A 16,542-nucleotide genomic window follows, 5' to 3' on the forward strand; every position below is an offset into this window, starting at 1 on the left:
CGGCAGGGGCCTTTTTTATGGGTCGCTTACTTGCGGTCGATCCACACGGTCTGCGGGTTGGTGAACTCGCGCAGGCCGAAGTGCGACAGCTCGCGACCGAAGCCGCTCTTCTTCACGCCGCCGATCGGCACGCGGGGATCGGAGGCGGAGAAGCCGTTGATGAACACGCCACCGCTGACCAGGCGCCGGGCCATGTGCTGGGCCTTGGCCTTGTCGGCGCTCCAGATCGCACCGGAAAGGCCGAATTCGCTGTCGTTGGCCAGCTCAAGGGCATGCTCGGCATCACGGGCGACGATCAGCGAGGCTACGGGGCCGAAGATTTCCTTCTTGAACGCGGTGTTGCCCGGCTTCACGTCGGCCAGTACGGTCGGTGCGTAGTAGTTGCCTTCGCCTTCGAGCTTATGGCCGCCCAGCAGCAGGGTGGCGCCATCGGCGATGGCCTGCTGTACCTGGCCGTCCAGTTCGTCGCGCAGGTCGAAGCGGGCCATGGGGCCAACGAAGGTGTCGTCCGCCAGCGGGTCGCCGATCTTCAGCGCCTTGACGGCGGCCAGCAGCTTCTCGGTGAAGGCCGGGGCGATGGATTCTTCGAGGATCATGCGCTTGGCGGCGATGCACACCTGGCCGCAGTTGCCGAAGCGGCTGGCGACGGCGGCCTTCACGGCGGCGTCGAGGTCGGCGTCGGCGAGCACGATGAAGGCGTCGGAACCGCCCAGCTCCAGCACGCACTTCTTCAGCGCAGCACCGGCCTGGGAGGCAATGGCGGCGCCCGCGCCCACGCTGCCGGTCACGGCGATGGAGGCGATGCGGTCATCGGCGATGGCCTTGGAAACCAGCGGCGGCTCGACGTTCAGCACCTCGAACACGCCTTCCGGCAAGCCGGCATCCCGCCAGGCCTTTTGCAACTGATAGGCGCAGCCCATGACGTTGGGCGCGTGCTTGAGCACGTAGGTATTGCCGCCGAGGATGATGCTCACTGCGCCACGCATGACCTGCCAGGTGGGGAAGTTCCACGGCATCACGGCCAGGACCGGGCCCAGCGGCAGGTAGGAGATGTACGCGCCTTCGATGCTGGTGTTCTCGTCTTCGAGCATGGCCGGGCCGTTGTCGGCGTACCACTCACAGAGGTTGGCGCATTTGTTGATTTCGCCACGCGCCTGGGTGACCGGCATGCCCATTTCCTGGGCTTCCATACGGGCCATCGGCTCGACATTGGCGCGCAGCACCTCGGCCATCTTGCGCAGCACGGCGACACGTTCGGCGATGGGGGTGTCGCGCCATTGGCGGAACGCGGCATCGGTGCGGGCCAGCGAGGTTTCCAGCTGGGCGGCGTCTTCGAAGGTGTAGCGGGCCAGTTCCTGGCCGGTGGCGGGGCTGCGGGAGATGGCAGCGGGGATGGCGGCGATCTGGTTCATGCTGAGTCCTGCTTGTTCTGGGAGGCCGCAAGGCCGGTCGTTCATCCGGGCACGCTGGCTCCGGGATGGAGCAGAAATTAAGATGCGGCTTCATTCATGTAAAATGAATAATCAAGAAAGACTCTTTCTCTTGGAGAGAATCATGGACCTCACCCAGTTGGAAATCGTCCGCGCCGTCGCCACCGAAGGCAGCATCACGGCCGCCGCGGCCCGTCTGCACCGCGTGCCTTCGAACCTGACCACGCGGATCAAGCAACTGGAAGCCGAGCTGGGCACCGAGCTGTTCATCCGCGAGAAGCTGCGCCTCCGACTGTCGCCTACCGGTCGCAGCTTTCTCGACTACGCCGAGCGCATCCTCGACCTGGTGGAGGAGGCGCGGCAGGTGGCAGTGGGCGCCGAGCCCCATGGCGGCTTTTCCTTGGGCTCGATGGAGAGCACGGCGGCGGTGCGCATCCCGGAGATGCTGGCGCGCTACCACCAGCAGTGCCCGAAGGTGCAGCTGGACCTTTCCACCGGCCCCTCGGGCGAGATGATCGACGGCGTGCTCTCCGGGCGTTTCATCGCCGCCTTCGCCGATGGCCCGGCCAACCATCCGCAGCTGGACGGCCAGCCGGTCTACCACGAGGAGCTGGTGCTGATGAGCGCCAAGTCTCACCTGCCAGTGCGGGACGCGCGGGACGTAGCGGGGGAGACGGTGTTCGCCTTCCGCGACACCTGCTCCTACCGCAAGCGCCTGGAAGGCTGGTTCGCCGAGCACCGGGTGGTGCCGGGCAAGATCGTCGAGATGGAGTCCTACCACGGCATGCTCGCCTGCATTGCCGCCGGCGGTGGGGTGGCGATCATCCCCAGGGCGATGTTCGACAGCCTCGCGGGCGGGCGCAACGTGGCGATCCACCGCCTGGCACCGCATCACGCCGACGCGACCACCTGGCTGTTCTGGCGGCGTGGCACCGATACGCCGGCGCTGCGGGCATTTATCCGACTACTGGACTCGCCTGCTGCAGAGGCCGAAGTGGCCTGAATACGAGGCATTGCGGGCGCTGTCTTGGTGGCCTTACGTAAGGCTGGCGAGACAACGGTTAAAAAATCACCGGCACCTCTTGCAGCGGCTTTGCGCTGCGCTAACGTCAGGCTCTCTGTCCGTCGTGCGAAGGCGGAAAGCGCCCTTCGCGGCAGGGCGTTTTTCCCGCTGGCCTTCTGCCCGGAGCGCATGATGGAGACACACAGCAAAAGGCGACGCGCCAGCGCGTTGCAAATCACCCTGATGGGCGCCGGGCTGATGCTCTTCGCCCTGTTCCTCGCGGTCCTGCTGGTCAACCTGTGGCCGCAGTCCTACCTGGCGTTTCCGCCCGCCGGTACGCTGGGCGACCCCGGTGTGCAATGCGTGTTCGGCTGGTGCCCGGGGCCGGATGCACGCCTGCTGGTGATGGTCATGGTCGCTGGAGCGCTGGGCAGTTTCATCCATGTCGCCAAGTCCTTCGGCGACTTCGTCGGCAACGATCGCTTCATGGCCAGCTGGATCTGGTGGTACCTGCTCAAGCCGTGCATCGGCATGGCGTTCGCGCTGGTGCTCTACCTGATGGTGCGTGCGGTGCTCCTGGCGGTGAACATCGCTACCGACTCCGCCGGAGTCAATCTGTACGCGTTGATGGCCATGGCCAGCCTGGCGGGGATGGCCTCCAAGCAGGGGCTCGACAAGTTCGCCGAAGGCCTCGATACCCTGTTCCGCACCCGTCGGGCTGCCGGCGATGCCCGGCGCAAGGACTCGCTGGAGAACCCCGTTGCGATCATCAAGGCGGCGCAGCCGCCGGTGGTCGATGCCGAGTCGCTGTACGTGACCTTGCGGGGCGTCGGCTTCAGCCGTGGCGCGCAGGTGCAGGTCAACGGCGTGGAGCGGCAGACGTCACTGGCCGACAGCACGCGCCTGGCCTTCCATTTGCTGCCCGAGGACGTGGCCTGCGCCGGAAGCCTGGCCGTGGCGGTGGTCAACCCTTCGCCGGGTGGTGGAGCCTCGGTACCGCTGATGCTGGAGGTGATTGCGCTGTCGCAGCCGGAGGTGGACGCGGAGACGGTGAAGGCCGGGCCGCCGGTGGCAATGGTGGTGGCGTCGGCGGAAGAGGATTCGGTGCTGGCCGCGCTGCACTGAAGCGCGAGCATGAAAAAGGCCCCCAGGGGGGCCTTTTTCGTGGGCGGCGCCGGGTCAGGCGCTGCTGTTCACCGTCTCGCGCTTCACCGGTTTGGCCGTGGGCGCGGGGTGCTCGTCGTGGTCGTGATCGTCGCCGACCACCTGGACCTCGTTGCCTTCGGCGTCGTACAGCTTGCCGTTCTGGAAGTAGTCACCTTCGTTCAGCGCGGCGATATCGCGGTAGCGCAGGGTGCGCTCCTCGGCAGCGACGAACACCGATTGCTGGTTGGAGTTACCGGTCTTGAGATGGTTGAACAGCAGGTTCAGGCCGATGGCCATGATCGCCGCCGAGCTGATGCCCGAGTGGAAGATGGTGGCGAACCAGCTGGGGAAGTGCTCGTAGAAGCTGGGGGCGGCGATCGGGATCATGCCGAAGCCGATGGAGGTGGCGACGATGATCAGGTTCATGTTGTTGCGGTAGTCCACCTTGGACAGGGTGCGGATACCGCTGGCCGCCACGGTGCCGAACAACACCACGCCAGCGCCGCCGAGTACCGAGGAGGGCACTGCGGCGATCACCCGGCCCATCACCGGCAGCAGGCCGAGGGTCACCAGGATCAGGCCGCCGGTGGCCACCACGTAGCGGCTCTTCACGCCGGTCACGGCCACCAGGCCGACGTTCTGGGCGAAGGCGCTCTGGGTGAAGGAGCCGAAGATCGGCGCGAGGATGCTCGATGCCATGTCCGCGCGCAGGCCGTTGCCCAGGCGCTTGGAATCGACCTTGGTGCCGATGATTTCACCGACGGCGAGGATGTCTGCCGAGGTTTCCACCAGGGTCACCATGATCACGATCAGCATCGACAGGATCGCGGCGATGTGGAAGGTCGGCATGCCGAAATGGAAGATCGCCGGGAAGGCCACCATCGGGCCGTCGGCCACGCGGGAGAAGTCGGTCATCCCTAAGGCGGCGGCGATCAGGGTGCCGATCACCATGGCCAGCAGGATCGACAGGCGCGAGATGGAGGCACTGCCCAGCTTGCTCAGCAGCAGGACGATCACCAGGGTGAGGGCAGCGAGGCCGATGTTGGCCATGCTGCCGAACTCCGGCGCCTTGGGGTTGCCGCCCATGGCCCAGCGCGCCGCCACCGGCATCAGCGTCAGGCCGATGGTGGTAATGACGATGCCGGTGACCAGGGGCGGGAAGAACTTGGTGATGCGCGAGAACACCGGGGTGATCAGGAAGCCGATGAACGAGGCCGCCATGACCGCACCGAGCACGGCATTCAGGCCGCCGCCTTCATAGCCGCCGCCGAGGATGGCGATCATGGTGGCGACACCGGCGAAGGAGACGCCTTGCACCAGCGGCATCTGCGAGCCGAAGAAGGGGATGCCGAGGGTCTGCAGCAGGGTGGCCAGGCCACCGGCGAACAGCGAGGCGGCGATCAGCAGGCCGATCTCGCTGGGGGAGAGCCCGGCCGCCTGGCCGAGGATCAGGGGTACGGCGACGATACCGCCGTACATGGTCAGAACGTGTTGCAGGCCGTACGCCAGGTTGGCGCCGATTCCGAGGTTCTCGTCTTCCGGGCGTGCTCCGGCGGACGCTACAGCTGAACGATCATTCATGGCTGAGGACTCGCTTGTTTTTGTTGTGCGGCCACTGTAGACAAAGTCCGTGGGAAATATCCACTGTTTTGTATACATGTTTATGTCCGATGGTCCGGAATCTGACCGGTCGGTTATGTGTTTTATCTGGCTGGATGGCTCTGTAATCGGCGTTATTCATGAAATTCTGACTCGGCTTGCCTTGCACAAAATGTGTGCATGTTTGAATCCAAAAGCACCAGTTGGCTGCATGCGAAGCTCCGAAAGGTTCTCGCCGGTCGCCTGCACAGGCCACCGCAAATTGCGGGCCAGCGACGCGTCGTGCTCGCCGTTCTCCCCGGCGGAGGCCGCTCTCGCCATAACCGTCCGCCTTCGTTTTCGTTGGATGTCGAGAAGCGATGGCCCACCCGCCGCCGCACGGCCTCGGCGCGGAGCTGCACAATTCAGTTCAGGTAAAGCGTGGCGGGATTAGCGAAGCTGATTTTGGGAACGTTCCATAAGCAGGGCTAATTATTCATTCGGGGATTTCATGGCAGCGGCGTCGCCATGCCGGTAGAACTGTGCGGGTCGGGTGCGCTGTTCGCCCTATCCTCACTGTTCGCGGAGTCATTCCCATGAAGTCCAGATGGACCGCCTTGTTGTGTGTGCTGAAAACCCTGTCGGTCGCCTGGGGCGACTACAACAAACGCAACGTCGTCCGCCGCTGAGGCGGGCTACCCGAAAGTTCGAATCACACCGTTTCGCCGTACAAGGATTTCCCCATGCCACCGGTCACGCCCCTCATTGATCCCGTCATCGCTGCCATCGCTCCTGGTTTTCGTGCCCTGAGCATTCGCGTGGAGGCCGCGCCGATCCTTCATCCCGAGGTGGCGGGGCAGGCTCTGCGACAGGCGTGCAGCGCTGCGGCAACGGGTGAACCGGCCTGGGGCGAGGCGCATCTTGCGGCCTGGGCCGAAGTGTTCCGCCGTTTCGGCGCCAAGCCCCAGCGCACGCCCTGTTCGGCCGAGGCGCTGCGCAAGCGAGCCCTGCGTGATGGCAGCCTGCCGAGCATCGATCCGGTGGTGGATCTGTACAACGCCGTCAGCGTGCAGTTCGCGATTCCCGTGGGCGGGGAAAATCTCGCAGCCTACTCCGGCACGCCGCGCCTGATGGTCGCTGAAGGCTGCGAGACTTTCGACACCATGAAAGAAGGCGCGCCGGCCCACAAATCCCCCGACCCCGGCGAAGTCATCTGGCGCGACGACATCGGCGTGACCTGCCGCCGCTGGAACTGGCGTCAGGGCGTGCGCACCCGTCTGGACGCCGAAGCGCAGCACATGTGGTTCATTCTCGAGAGCCTGCCGGAAATGCCGCTGCAAGCCCTGCACGAAGCCGGCAAGCAACTGGTTGCCGGGTTGCAGGCGATGATGCCGGGCGCGACGGCCGAGGTGAGGTTGGTCGGGCCGGGCGCTTGAGCAAAAGCGCGTCGCTGCTCGATCACAGGGCTGGCCCAGCCACCGGCGCATGCCCTGCCATCAGCTCGACGACCCAGTCGATGAACACCCGCAGCTTGGCGCTGACATGGCGGTTGGGTGGGAAGGCCAGGTAGAGCGGCATGCTCTGCATGCTCCAGTCGCTGAACAGTTCCACCAGTTCGCCACGCGCCATGGCGTCCTCGGCCATGTAGCGCGGCAGCCAGAGCACTCCCATGCCGGCGATTCCGGCCGCCAGGTAGGCATTGCCGTCGTCCACCGTCAGCACCGGACGGCCCTGGACCCGCACGGTTTCGCCGTCCTTGTACAGGGTGTAGGAAAGCGGCTTGCCAGTGCGCGCCCACAGATAGCCGACGATGCGTTGCTGGCCGTCTTCCAGGTCGCGGGGATGCCGGGGCGCCCCGGCGCGTCGCAGGTAGGCGGGGGCTGCGAACACCCCAAGGGGCAGATCGGCGACGCGACGGGCCATGAGCGACTGGTCGGTGAGCTCGCCGCCGCGCACCACGCAATCCACGTTCTCATCGATAAGGTCGACCATTCGATCACTGACGCCCAGGTCGATCTGGATGTCCGGATAGCGCTCGTAGAAGTCGGGCAGGGCAGGGATCAGCAGCAGGCGCGCCAGCGGTGTGGGCACGTCCACCCGCAATCGCCCGCGCGGCAGGGCGGCGGCGCTGGAAAGGCTGGTCTCGGCGTCGTCCATGTCTGCCAGCAGGCGCACCACGCGTTCGTAATAGGCGGCGCCGTCGGCGGTGAGGTTGAGTTTGCGGGTGGTGCGGTTGATCAGGCGCACGCGCAGCCGCGCTTCCAGTTGCTGGATCAGCTGGGTGACGCTGGTGCGACTCATGTGCAGGGTGTCGGCGGCCTTGGTGAAGCTGCCGGTTTCCACCACGCGGGCGAAGGCTTGCATCGCATCGAAACGGTCCATGGCGGCTCCGGCTGGCCCACGAAGGCGGGGCTGAGAAGGGCTGATTGTTTGGATTCTACAAACAATCCTGGCCAGTGTGGCCCGATTATCGCGAGCGAGTAGCGTCTTAACCTGCCTCCATCGTTGAGACCGGGGCCGGTGCCGCCCCTCGATGGAGCAAGCAGATGAGTACACGTGACGTGGTTTTCCCCGCCGGCCGCCAGGCCCTCTATGAGCGCAATCGCTATTCCCCGGCCGTCCGCAGCGATGGCCTGCTGTTTGTCTCCGGCCAGGTTGGCAGCCGTGAGGACGGCTCGCCCGAGCCTGACCTGGAAGCCCAGGTGCGCCTCGCCTTCGGCAACCTCAACGCGGTCCTGGCCGCCGCTGGCTGCACTTTCGAGAATGTGCTCGACGTGACGGTGTTCATGGTCGATCCGCAGGCGAACTTCGAGCGCGTGTGGCAGGTTGCCGCCGATTACTGGGGTGCGGCGCCCTATCCGACCGTGACGGCGGTGGGGGTGACCTGGCTGTACGGCTTCGATTTCGAGATCAAGGTGATCGCGCGCCTGCCGCCCCACTGAGGCCTCCGCAGAGCAGGGCGGCGAGACGGGGCGGCCGGGTTTCTTTACCATGCCGTCCTGTTTTGCACTGCCAGGAATGCCCCATGACCGCTCCGACCTTCCGCACCGCCACCCTCGCCGACACCGACCGCTGCTTCGAGATCGAAACCAACGCTTACGAAGGCGATGAGGCGGCAACCCGCGAGAAGATCGCCACGCGCATCGCGCAATACCCCGCGGGCTTCCTGATCATGGAGCTGGAGCGCGAGATCATCGGCTTCATCAACAGCGGCTGCGCGCATGAGGTGGTGATGTCCGACGAGGCGTTCAAGGAGCTCGTCGGCCATGACCCGGCGGCACCCAACGTGGTGATCATGTCCGTGGTGATCGACCCGGTGCAGCAGGGCAGGGGCTACGCCACGACGCTGATGCGCACCTTCATCGAGCGCATGACCCGCCTGGGCAAACGCACCATTCACCTGATGTGCAAGGACCGTCACGTCCCGCTCTACGAGCGGATGGGCTATCGCTATGTGAAACCGTCGGCGTCCGACCACGGCGGCATGGCGTGGCATGAGATGGTCATGGAATTGCCTGCCGCCTGACCACTCAGCGCTCGGGCTTGTCGTCCACCCGGTCACGGGTGGCGCGTTCGGCCAGTGGGTCGAAGGTCTCCGGCAGCAGCGCGGCCTCTCCCTGTTCGTCGAGCAACTGGCGGAATACCAGGTGGTCCGGGAAGCTGCGGCTGATGAGCGTGAGCAGCTCGGTGCCGCGCTCGGTCAGTTCGAAATTGTTGCCCGTGCCACCGTGCTCGCGCGGGCGTTCCTGGATGTAGCCGTTGGCGTAGAGGTCGCCCTCCAGGTCGCCGGCAACCTTCTTGAGATGGTCGACGCTGCCTTCCACCGGCTCGCCCTGCAAGCGGTGCTGCTCGGCTACTTCCTCGCCGCATTCGCGGGCCTTGTAGGGTTCGTCGGCGCAGTCCTGGGCGCGCAGCAGCAGGCGTTCGATCAGGTCCCAGTCGTAGCTCATGGCGTTCTCCTCCGTCGGGATGGAAGGCGAGTGATAGCCTTCCTGATCTGCGACCCGGCGAGGCGGGGAGGGTTCGAACTTCCTGCGCAGCGGCGCGCCAACCCCGAGCCGCCCAACCATTGATGACGTCGAGCTTCACTATCGATGCAATCAAGTGGTGCGCGGACGGCGGGCGGCTGACTATCTGTCCCAAGAGCTTGTTGAACCGAGCAAGGGACAGAATCGATGAACACTGCGCGCCCTACACCCCCTCGTCTGGCAACCCGAATCGCCTTCGGCCCGTTGTTGCTGGCCGTGGCCAGCCTGACCGGCTGCGCGGCGACCTCGGAAACCCGGCTGAGCTGGGACAGCCTGGGCGGCACCACCGCCCAGGACAGCAGCACGTACCTGAGCTGTGTCGACGGCCGACTCACTCCTGGCACCGCCACCTTCATCAGCGAGCGTGGCACCACCCGCCAGTTGCTCACCGGCAGCGCCGATCCACTGCGGGCCAGCGGCATCGTCCAGGTCACTCCGATCGCGGGCGGTCATCACTTCAGTGCCTACCAGCGCAGTGCCTGGCAGGACAAGGGCGAGCTGTTGGATGCCGCCTACCAGTGCGCGCAACACAGTTGAAACCACTTCGAGCGGGCCGCTCCCCCCAGCGGCCCGCCCGGCGCCGGCAGGCGGCGAATAGCCTGCGTCAGTGTCTGCCATCGGGCTTTCGCTGATTCACTCTCCAGGGGCGCTCCCCCAAGCGCCCACATGTCGCCCGTCGAGCCCCCACTCGGCGGGCGTTTTTTTTAATTTACGACTGTTGTGTATTCTGATCGGGCATGCCAGTGTGTGCGCCCTGGCGGCTGTATTCGCCTTTCGTGCTCACAATGCGCTTCCGGTTTTTCCGCCGCGCGCTGAACGAGGCTGCCGGCCGACGGTACACTCACTCCCGTCGCGTAACAGAAGTACAAGAGAATCGAGATGAACACGCATTTTCCGACTTGCGCCGTCTGGGTCCGTCGCGACGCAGACCTGCCCCTTCCCACCCACCTCCAGCCGACGGTGAAAGCATGATCGAGGTAACCGAAGTTTCCATTGCGCAGCTGCGTGAAGCCCTGGAGTCGGGCCGCACCACCGCGGTCGAACTGGTCAAGGCCTACCTCGCGCGCATCGACGCCTACGATGGCCCGGACAAGCTCAACGCCGTGGTCGTGCGCAACCCCGAGGCCCTGAAGGAAGCCGAGGCCTCGGACGCCCGTCGCGCCCGTGGCGAGACCCTCGGCCCGCTGGACGGCATTCCCTACACCGCCAAGGACAGCTACCTGGTGAAGGGCCTGACCGCCGCCTCCGGCAGCCCGGCCTTCAAGGACCTGATCGCCTACCGCGACGCCTTTACCATCGAGCGCCTGCGCGCCGCGGGCGCCATCTGCCTGGGCAAGACCAACATGCCGCCGATGGCCAACGGTGGCATGCAGCGCGGCGTTTATGGCCGTGCGGAAAGCCCGTACAACCGCAAGTTCCTCACTGCGCCCTTCGCTTCCGGCTCCTCCAACGGCGCCGGCACCGCCACCGCCGCGAGCTTCTCGGCTTTCGGCCTGGCGGAAGAAACCTGGTCCAGCGGTCGTGGCCCGGCCTCAAACAACGGCCTGTGCGCCTACACCCCGTCCCGTGGGGTGATCTCGGTACGCGGCAACTGGCCGCTGACTCCGACCATGGACGTGGTAGTGCCCTACGCGCGCACCATGGCCGACCTGCTGGAAGTGCTCGAGGTAGTCGTCGCCGAAGATGCCGACAAGCGCGGCGACCTGTGGCGCCTGCAGCCATGGGTGCCGATCCCTGCCGTCTCGGAAGTACGTCCGGCGTCCTACCTCGACCTCGCCGCCGGCCCGGAAGCGCTGAAAGGCAAGCGCCTGGGCGTGCCGCGCATGTACATCAACAAGGACGAACTGGCCGGCACCAGCGAGAAGCCCGGCATCGGCGGCCCGACCGGCCAGCGCATCCACACCCGCGCCTCGGTCATCGACCTCTGGGAACAGGCCCGCAAGGCGCTGGAAGCCGCTGGCGCCGAAGTCGTCGAAGTGGACTTCCCGCTGGTTTCCAACTGCGAGGGCGACCGTCCGGGTGCGCCGACGGTGTACAACCGCGGCATCGTTTCGCCGGAATTCCTCCACGATGAGCTGTGGGAACTGTCCGGCTGGGGCTTCGACGATTTCCTCCGCGCCAACGGCGATCCCAAGCTGAACAAGCTGGCCGACGTCGACGGGCCGCAGATCTTCCCCCACGATCCGGGCACGCTGCCCAACCGCGAGGACGACCTCTGCGCGGGTATGGACGAATACGTCAACATGGCCAAGCGCGGCCTGAAGACCTGGGACCAGATCGAGACCCTGCCGGACGGCCTGCGCGGCCTGGAGAAGACCCGCAAGCTGGATCTGGAAGACTGGATGGACGACCTGAAGCTGGACGCCGTGCTGTTCCCCACCGTGGCTGACGTGGGGCCGGCGGATGCCGACGTGAACCCGGAATCGGCCGACATTGCCTGGAGCAACGGCATCTGGGTGGCCAACGGCAACCTGGCGATTCGTCACCTGGGCGTGCCGACCGTCACCGTGCCGATGGGCGTGATGGCCGACATCGGCATGCCGGTGGGCCTGACCTTCGCCGGTCGCGCCTATGACGACTCCGCGCTGCTGCGTTTCGCCGCGGCCTTCGAGGCCACCGGTTCCAGGCGCCTGGTGCCGCCGAGCACGCCGCCGCTGGGCTGATTGGTTCATTGCTGAAGAAAATGCCCGCCTTGTGCGGGCATTTTTTATGGCGATTCGGGAACGTTCCGGCGCGGGACGAGGGGAAAAGCCCCGGCGCAGATTCGGCCGGGACAAGACAGTTGCTTCTACGAGCGCGCACCACCCTGGGACCGTCTCGCGCTCACTTCGCCGACTTCACATTTCCGTAGCGCACTTCCTTGGACGGCGAATAGCCGTAGAACGAGGTGTAGCACTTGCTGAAATGGCTGGGTGAGACGAAGCCGCAGGCCAGCCCGACTTCGTACATGGGCAGGCTGGAATGCTGCAGCAGGCGCCGGCTTTCGGTGATGCGCAGCTCCAGGTAATAGCGCACCGGCGTCGTACCCAGCTGCTCCTGGAACAGCCGCTCGATCTGCCGCTTGGAGCGGCCCACGTACTGCGAGAGCTGGTCCTGGCTGAGCGGTTCCTCGATGTTCGCGCTCATCAGGTTGATCGCCTCGCGCAGCGGCTCGCTGAGCTTTTCGTGCAGGGCTGGGCGGGTGCGGCGGAAGCGCGATTCCTCGAAGGCGAGGATGTCGACGATGGCGTCCACCAGTTCGCGGCCATGGCGCGCATTGATCCATTCCAGCACCAGGTTGAAGGCGCCCATGGGGCTGGCGGCGGTAAGGCGGTCGCGGTCGAGCTGGTAGCTTTCGCTGGTGACTTCGCTGTGCCGGGCGATCTCCGCCAGCGCCGCGCGGTTCTCCGGGTGGATGGCGCAGCGGTAGCCATCCAGCAGGCCGGCCTGGCCAAGGAACCAGGCGCCGTTCCACAGTCCGGCGAGGGCGATGCCCTTGTCGGCGGCCGCGTGCAGCAGTCGTGTCAGTTCGGGTACCGCGCGCAATGGGGTGCGCAGGCCGCCGCAGATCACCAGCAGGTCCAGTTCGGCAAGTTGCGCCGCGGTCAGCGTGGCGCCGGGGCAGATCACCAGGCCCAGGTCGCTGGTGACGGATTCGCCGTCGAGGCTGAAGGTCTGCGTGGCGAAGGTCTGTGCGCGGATCAGGTTGGCGGTGACCAGCGTATCCAGCGCCTGGGTGAAGGCGGGCAGGGAGAAGTGTTCCAGCAGCAGGAAACCCACCCGCGCCAGGCGGCCGGGCTCCCTGGATTCACCGTCGAGATAGCGCAGGTTGCGGCCCTGCATGGCCCCGCTGAATTGGCGGCGTTCGACCAATCGGCACCTCGTCCTGTGTGCTGGAGGTTCAGCCGCGCGCGGCGCGGCGGATGGGGACCGGCCGGCTGTGCGAGCTGCGCCGGCCGGTCTGGCTGAGCAGGATGATAATCACCGTCAGGGCCAGGGTCGAACTGACTTCCACGCGGTGCGTCGGCATGATGAACATCACCGCGAGGATGAAGCTGATGATGCCGATCACCAGCCAGGTCAGCCAGGGGAACAGCCACATGCGAAATACCAGCTGATGGTTGCGTCGGCGGAGGATGCCGCGCATGCGCAATTGCGACACGGCGATGGCGAGGTAGACGAGCAGGGCGATGGAGCCGGAGCTGGCCAGTAGGAAATCGAACAGCCGGCCCGGAGCAAAGAAGTTGAGCAAGGTGGTGAACATGCCGATCAGCGTGCTGGCGATCACCGCCGCGCGCGGCACGCCGGCCGCGGAGGTACGCTGGATGAAGGCGGGCGCGTCATTGCGGCGGCTCAGCGAATAGATCATCCGCGAGGCGATGTACACCGAGGAATTCAGGCAGCTGGCCACGGCGACCAGCACCACCAGGTCCATCAGCAGTTGCGCGTTGGGAATGTTCAGCAATTCCAGGGTGCGCTGGTAGGAGCCGATCTCTACCAGTCGCGGGTCGTTCCACGGCACCACCGAGATGATCACCAGGATCGACAGCAGGTAGAACACGCTGATGCGCCAGATCACCGAGCGCGTGGCCTTGGCGATGTTGCGACTGGGGTCGCTGGATTCGGCGGCGGCGATGGTCACTGCCTCGGTGCCGATGAAGCTGAACAGGGTAGTGATCAGGGCGCTGAAGATGGCCGTCCAGCCGTTGGGCATGAAGCCGCCGTGCTCGCCCATCAGCTTGTGCAGGCCGCTCACTTCGCGCCCCGGCAGCAGGCCCAGCAGCGCCGCCGCGCCGAGGCCGATGAAGGCGACGATGGCCACCACCTTGAGCATGGCGAACCAGAACTCGAACTCGCCGTACTTGGCGACGCTGAAGAGGTTGGTGACGGTGAGCAGCATCGTCATGGACAGGGCGAACACCCAGGTCTCGACCTGTGGGAACCAGTTGTTGAGGATGACGCCGGCGGCGATGGCCTCGATGGGGATGACCAGCACCCAGAACCACCAGTACAGCCAGCCGATGGTGAAGCCGGCCCAGCGGCCGATGGCCTGGTCGGCGTAGGCAGAGAAGGAGCCGGTGTCGGGGCTGGCCACGGCCATCTCGCCGAGCATGCGCATCACCAGCACCACCAGCAGCCCGGAGAGGGCGTAGGCGACGATGGCGGAAGGGCCGGCGGCGGCGATCGCGTGACCGGAGCCAACGAACAGCCCTGCGCCGATGATGCCCGCGATGGAGAGCATGGTTACGTGGCGGGGCTTGAAGCCCTGCACCAGATCGCCATTGGCGCCTTTTGCACGGGGAGCACTCATCTGTCGGCCTTTTCTTGAAATTGTTAGGTCGGGCGCGGTGACGCAGCGCGCTGCGCTTCACGCGGGACTCAAGCTAAGGCAGTGGATGCGTGGCGAGTTGCTCGAAATCGCCATGGGCATGATCAAAAACGACATCAACAGCGGCCGGCGTAATGGCCACAGGCCGCTCTGGGACGCTGGTTCCTGTGTGCGAAAGTCCTCCGGTGCAGCCGCAGGGCGACTGCTCAGCGGCCAGTATCGGGCAGGCTGGCGAGGAGTTTTTCCAGCAGGCCGGCGAGCTGCTTCTGCTCGGTGTCGCTCAGTCCGGAGAGTACCCGGCGCTGATTGTCGGCGTGGGCGCCGACCGCTTCGTCGATCAGCGACAGGCCCGCTTGGCTGAGACCAACCAGCGAACCGCGACCGTCCTCGGGGTTGGGCAGACGCTGCACCAGGCCCTGTTTCTCCAGGCGGTCGAGGCGGTTGGTCATGCTGCCGGAGGAGATCATCGCCGCCTCGTAGAGCACGGTGGGGGTGAGGCGGAAGGGTGGGCCGCTGCGGCGTAGGGTGGCGAGCACGTCGAACTCGCCCGGTTGCAGGCCGTACTCGGCGAACAGCGGGTTGAGATGGTCGCGGGCGATCACTTGCGCCGCCTCGGCCAGGCGGCCGAGCAGGAGCATACCGCCGGTATCCAGCTCGGGCAGTTGCTGGTGCCATTGCTCGACGGCGAACGCGGCTCTGTCCATGGGGGCTTCCTTTTTATCTTGATGTAGAGATACATTGGATTTGTCTTGATGTAGAGATATTCGCCTGCGCCCTCTTCGCGAGCAAGTGCTGGCGCCCCACTGGAAGGATGTCTGTCATGTCTCGAACCGTCTCCCTTGCCGCCTGCCTGCTCGCCGTGGTGCTGGCCGGCCTCAACCTGCGCCCGGCGCTGGCCTCCATCGGCCCGCTGCTGGATGCGTTGCAGGCGTCCGCGAAGCTGTCCGACAGCCTCGCCAGCCTGCTCACCAGCCTGCCGGTCCTGCTGATGGGGCTGGGTGCGCTGGGCGCCGCCCAATTGCTGCGCTATTTCGGCGTGCGCGGTGGCGTGACGTTCGGCTTGTTGCTGATCGCCCTGGCCTGCGTGTTGCGTCTGCTGCCAGGTCAGGTCGGGCTGCTCGGTGGCGCGGTGCTTGCCGGCCTGGGTATTGCCGCCTGCCAGGCGCTGCTGCCGGTATTCATCCGCCAGCGCTTCGGCGCGCGCATCGGCGGGGCGATGGGCGCCTATTCCACGGCGATCATGGGTGGGGCGGTGCTGGCCAGCGTGGCTTCGCCCTGGCTGGCGAAAGCCTGGGGCGAGCTGCCGGCGCTGGCGTTCTGGGCGTTGCCCGCTGTACTGGCGCTGCCGGTCTGGATACGAACCGCGAAGGGCGCGGCCCCCGTCAGTTCAGCGGCGCCGGCGTTTTCCGGGATCGCCCGGCGCGGGTCTTGGCTGGCGTTGTTCTTCGGCCTGGGTACGGGCGCCTACGTGCTGGTGCTGGCGTGGCTGCCGCCTTACTACACGGCTCTGGGATGGACGCCGGCCCAGGCAGGCGCTTTGCTGGGTGGGCTGACCCTGACCGAAGTGGTCGCCGGCCTGCTGGTATCCGCCTTCATCGACCGCCTGCCGGACCGTCGCCCGGCGTTGCTGCTGGCAATCGCGTTGCTGCTCGGCGGCCTGGTCGTACTGGTGATGTGGCCGCAGCAGTGGGTACTGCTAGCCATGATCGGGCTCGGCCTGGGCATCGGCGCGCTGTTCCCGCTGTCGCTGATCGTCGCCATGGACCGCGCCCGCAGCCCTGCCGAAGCCGGTGCGCTGGTCGGCTTCGTGCAGGGCGTGGGCTACCTGATCGCGGCGCTGTTCCCGCTGCTGGCGGGGCTGGCTCGGCAATCCATGGCCAGCCTGGCGCCGGCCTGGCTCGGCATGGCGCTGGTGTGCCTGGTGATGCTCGCTCTCGCCAGCCGCTTCGCGCCGCCGCGCCCGCTCCAGGGGCAGGCGCCGGCCTGCTGAGACATCCATGGCAGGTTCATTCGGGTCTAGGCTGAGTACTTTCGTCCGCCTCCGGTGAT

Annotated in this window: 15 protein-coding genes; 8 read left to right on the plus strand and 7 right to left on the minus strand. The window is 66.1% G+C overall.

The genetic code is table 11. The annotated features are described in order from the left end of the window. Positions 1 to 26 precede the first annotated feature (26 nt). Entirely contained in the window at positions 27 to 1,412 is a 1,386-nt protein-coding gene (locus C167_RS0102635; protein ID WP_017516706.1) for an NAD-dependent succinate-semialdehyde dehydrogenase, read from the minus strand. Positions 1,413 to 1,554: 142 nt separating this feature from the next. Between C167_RS0102635 and ptrR the strand changes: the two genes are divergently transcribed. Then, entirely contained in the window at positions 1,555 to 2,433 is an 879-nt protein-coding gene (gene ptrR, locus C167_RS0102640) for a putrescine utilization regulator PtrR (RefSeq protein WP_017516707.1), read from the plus strand. A 192-nt stretch (positions 2,434 to 2,625) separates the two neighbouring features. Further along, positions 2,626 to 3,558, plus strand: a complete 933-nt coding sequence (locus C167_RS0102645) for a hypothetical protein (RefSeq protein WP_017516708.1) — start codon at positions 2,626 to 2,628, stop codon at positions 3,556 to 3,558. Positions 3,559 to 3,612: 54 nt separating this feature from the next. On the opposite strand, the gene C167_RS32100 is transcribed toward C167_RS0102645, so the two are convergent. Beyond that, positions 3,613 to 5,160 carry a nucleobase:cation symporter-2 family protein gene (locus C167_RS32100; protein ID WP_017516709.1) on the minus strand — a complete coding sequence of 516 codons (1,548 nt, stop codon included), beginning with the start codon at positions 5,158 to 5,160 and terminating at the stop codon, positions 3,613 to 3,615. A gap of 740 nt (positions 5,161 to 5,900) precedes the next feature. On the opposite strand from C167_RS32100, the gene C167_RS0102660 reads away from it, so the two are divergent. Beyond that, positions 5,901 to 6,593: a B3/4 domain-containing protein gene (locus C167_RS0102660; RefSeq protein ID WP_017516711.1), complete on the plus strand. Its 693-nt coding sequence runs from the start codon at positions 5,901 to 5,903 to the stop codon at positions 6,591 to 6,593. Positions 6,594 to 6,615: 22 nt separating this feature from the next. Here C167_RS0102660 and C167_RS0102665 read toward each other — a convergent pair whose 3' ends face one another. Beyond that, positions 6,616 to 7,539, minus strand: coding sequence for a LysR family transcriptional regulator (locus C167_RS0102665; protein WP_017516712.1), 924 nt, complete (start codon positions 7,537 to 7,539; stop codon positions 6,616 to 6,618). A gap of 164 nt (positions 7,540 to 7,703) precedes the next feature. On the opposite strand from C167_RS0102665, the gene C167_RS0102670 reads away from it, so the two are divergent. Next, positions 7,704 to 8,099 carry a RidA family protein gene (locus C167_RS0102670; protein ID WP_017516713.1) on the plus strand — a complete coding sequence of 132 codons (396 nt, stop codon included), beginning with the start codon at positions 7,704 to 7,706 and terminating at the stop codon, positions 8,097 to 8,099. A gap of 83 nt (positions 8,100 to 8,182) precedes the next feature. Next, positions 8,183 to 8,683 carry a GNAT family N-acetyltransferase gene (locus C167_RS0102675; RefSeq protein ID WP_017516714.1) on the plus strand — a complete coding sequence of 167 codons (501 nt, stop codon included), beginning with the start codon at positions 8,183 to 8,185 and terminating at the stop codon, positions 8,681 to 8,683. A gap of 4 nt (positions 8,684 to 8,687) precedes the next feature. On the opposite strand, the gene C167_RS0102680 is transcribed toward C167_RS0102675, so the two are convergent. Beyond that, positions 8,688 to 9,107 (minus strand): hypothetical protein, encoded by a 420-nt coding sequence (locus C167_RS0102680; RefSeq protein WP_017516715.1) that lies wholly within the window; start codon positions 9,105 to 9,107, stop codon positions 8,688 to 8,690. A 225-nt stretch (positions 9,108 to 9,332) separates the two neighbouring features. On the opposite strand from C167_RS0102680, the gene C167_RS0102685 reads away from it, so the two are divergent. Both C167_RS0102685 and C167_RS0102690 read left to right on the plus strand, forming a co-directional pair. Beyond that, complete coding sequence (locus C167_RS0102685) at positions 9,333 to 9,722, plus strand: hypothetical protein (protein ID WP_081596637.1); 390 nt, start codon at positions 9,333 to 9,335, stop codon at positions 9,720 to 9,722. 431 nt (positions 9,723 to 10,153) lie between these two features. Beyond that, positions 10,154 to 11,848 carry an amidase gene (locus tag C167_RS0102690; RefSeq protein WP_017516717.1) on the plus strand — a complete coding sequence of 565 codons (1,695 nt, stop codon included), beginning with the start codon at positions 10,154 to 10,156 and terminating at the stop codon, positions 11,846 to 11,848. A gap of 160 nt (positions 11,849 to 12,008) precedes the next feature. Here the strand turns inward: C167_RS0102690 and C167_RS0102695 are convergent, their stop codons facing one another. The 3 genes from C167_RS0102695 to C167_RS0102705 form a co-directional block, all read right to left on the minus strand. Beyond that, the gene (locus C167_RS0102695) at positions 12,009 to 13,007 is read right to left on the minus strand and encodes a GlxA family transcriptional regulator (RefSeq protein WP_085988830.1); all 999 of its coding nucleotides are present in this window, start codon (positions 13,005 to 13,007) and stop codon (positions 12,009 to 12,011) included. A 58-nt stretch (positions 13,008 to 13,065) separates the two neighbouring features. Further along, on the minus strand, positions 13,066 to 14,475 hold the full coding sequence (gene gabP / locus C167_RS0102700) for a GABA permease (RefSeq protein WP_017516719.1): 1,410 nt from the start codon (positions 14,473 to 14,475) through the stop codon (positions 13,066 to 13,068). Between the two features lie 224 nt (positions 14,476 to 14,699). After that, positions 14,700 to 15,197, minus strand: a complete 498-nt coding sequence (locus tag C167_RS0102705; protein WP_017516720.1) for a MarR family winged helix-turn-helix transcriptional regulator — start codon at positions 15,195 to 15,197, stop codon at positions 14,700 to 14,702. 116 nt (positions 15,198 to 15,313) lie between these two features. Here C167_RS0102705 and C167_RS0102710 point away from each other — a divergent pair, with 116 nt between their 5' ends. Then, complete coding sequence (locus C167_RS0102710; RefSeq protein WP_017516721.1) at positions 15,314 to 16,483, plus strand: MFS transporter; 1,170 nt, start codon at positions 15,314 to 15,316, stop codon at positions 16,481 to 16,483. Positions 16,484 to 16,542 lie beyond the last annotated feature (59 nt).

Source organism: Pseudomonas nitroreducens TX1, from assembly GCF_000313755.1.
In the GTDB taxonomy this organism is placed as follows: Bacteria; Pseudomonadota; Gammaproteobacteria; order Pseudomonadales; family Pseudomonadaceae; genus Pseudomonas; species Pseudomonas nitroreducens_A.

Excerpts from the sequence above, each read along its gene's own strand:
- C167_RS0102635 (WP_017516706.1), bottom strand. The coding sequence starts at position 1,412 with ATGAACCAGATCGCCGCCATCCCCGCTGCCATCTCCCGCAGCCCCGCC.
- ptrR (WP_017516707.1), top strand. The coding sequence starts at position 1,555 with ATGGACCTCACCCAGTTGGAAATCGTCCGCGCCGTCGCCACCGAAGGC.
- C167_RS0102645 (WP_017516708.1), top strand. The coding sequence starts at position 2,626 with ATGGAGACACACAGCAAAAGGCGACGCGCCAGCGCGTTGCAAATCACC.
- C167_RS32100 (WP_017516709.1), bottom strand. The coding sequence starts at position 5,160 with ATGAATGATCGTTCAGCTGTAGCGTCCGCCGGAGCACGCCCGGAAGAC.
- C167_RS0102660 (WP_017516711.1), top strand. The coding sequence starts at position 5,901 with ATGCCACCGGTCACGCCCCTCATTGATCCCGTCATCGCTGCCATCGCT.
- C167_RS0102665 (WP_017516712.1), bottom strand. The coding sequence starts at position 7,539 with ATGGACCGTTTCGATGCGATGCAAGCCTTCGCCCGCGTGGTGGAAACC.
- C167_RS0102670 (WP_017516713.1), top strand. The coding sequence starts at position 7,704 with ATGAGTACACGTGACGTGGTTTTCCCCGCCGGCCGCCAGGCCCTCTAT.
- C167_RS0102675 (WP_017516714.1), top strand. The coding sequence starts at position 8,183 with ATGACCGCTCCGACCTTCCGCACCGCCACCCTCGCCGACACCGACCGC.
- C167_RS0102680 (WP_017516715.1), bottom strand. The coding sequence starts at position 9,107 with ATGAGCTACGACTGGGACCTGATCGAACGCCTGCTGCTGCGCGCCCAG.
- C167_RS0102685 (WP_081596637.1), top strand. The coding sequence starts at position 9,333 with ATGAACACTGCGCGCCCTACACCCCCTCGTCTGGCAACCCGAATCGCC.
- C167_RS0102690 (WP_017516717.1), top strand. The coding sequence starts at position 10,154 with ATGATCGAGGTAACCGAAGTTTCCATTGCGCAGCTGCGTGAAGCCCTG.
- C167_RS0102695 (WP_085988830.1), bottom strand. The coding sequence starts at position 13,007 with ATGCAGGGCCGCAACCTGCGCTATCTCGACGGTGAATCCAGGGAGCCC.
- gabP (WP_017516719.1), bottom strand. The coding sequence starts at position 14,475 with ATGAGTGCTCCCCGTGCAAAAGGCGCCAATGGCGATCTGGTGCAGGGC.
- C167_RS0102705 (WP_017516720.1), bottom strand. The coding sequence starts at position 15,197 with ATGGACAGAGCCGCGTTCGCCGTCGAGCAATGGCACCAGCAACTGCCC.
- C167_RS0102710 (WP_017516721.1), top strand. The coding sequence starts at position 15,314 with ATGTCTCGAACCGTCTCCCTTGCCGCCTGCCTGCTCGCCGTGGTGCTG.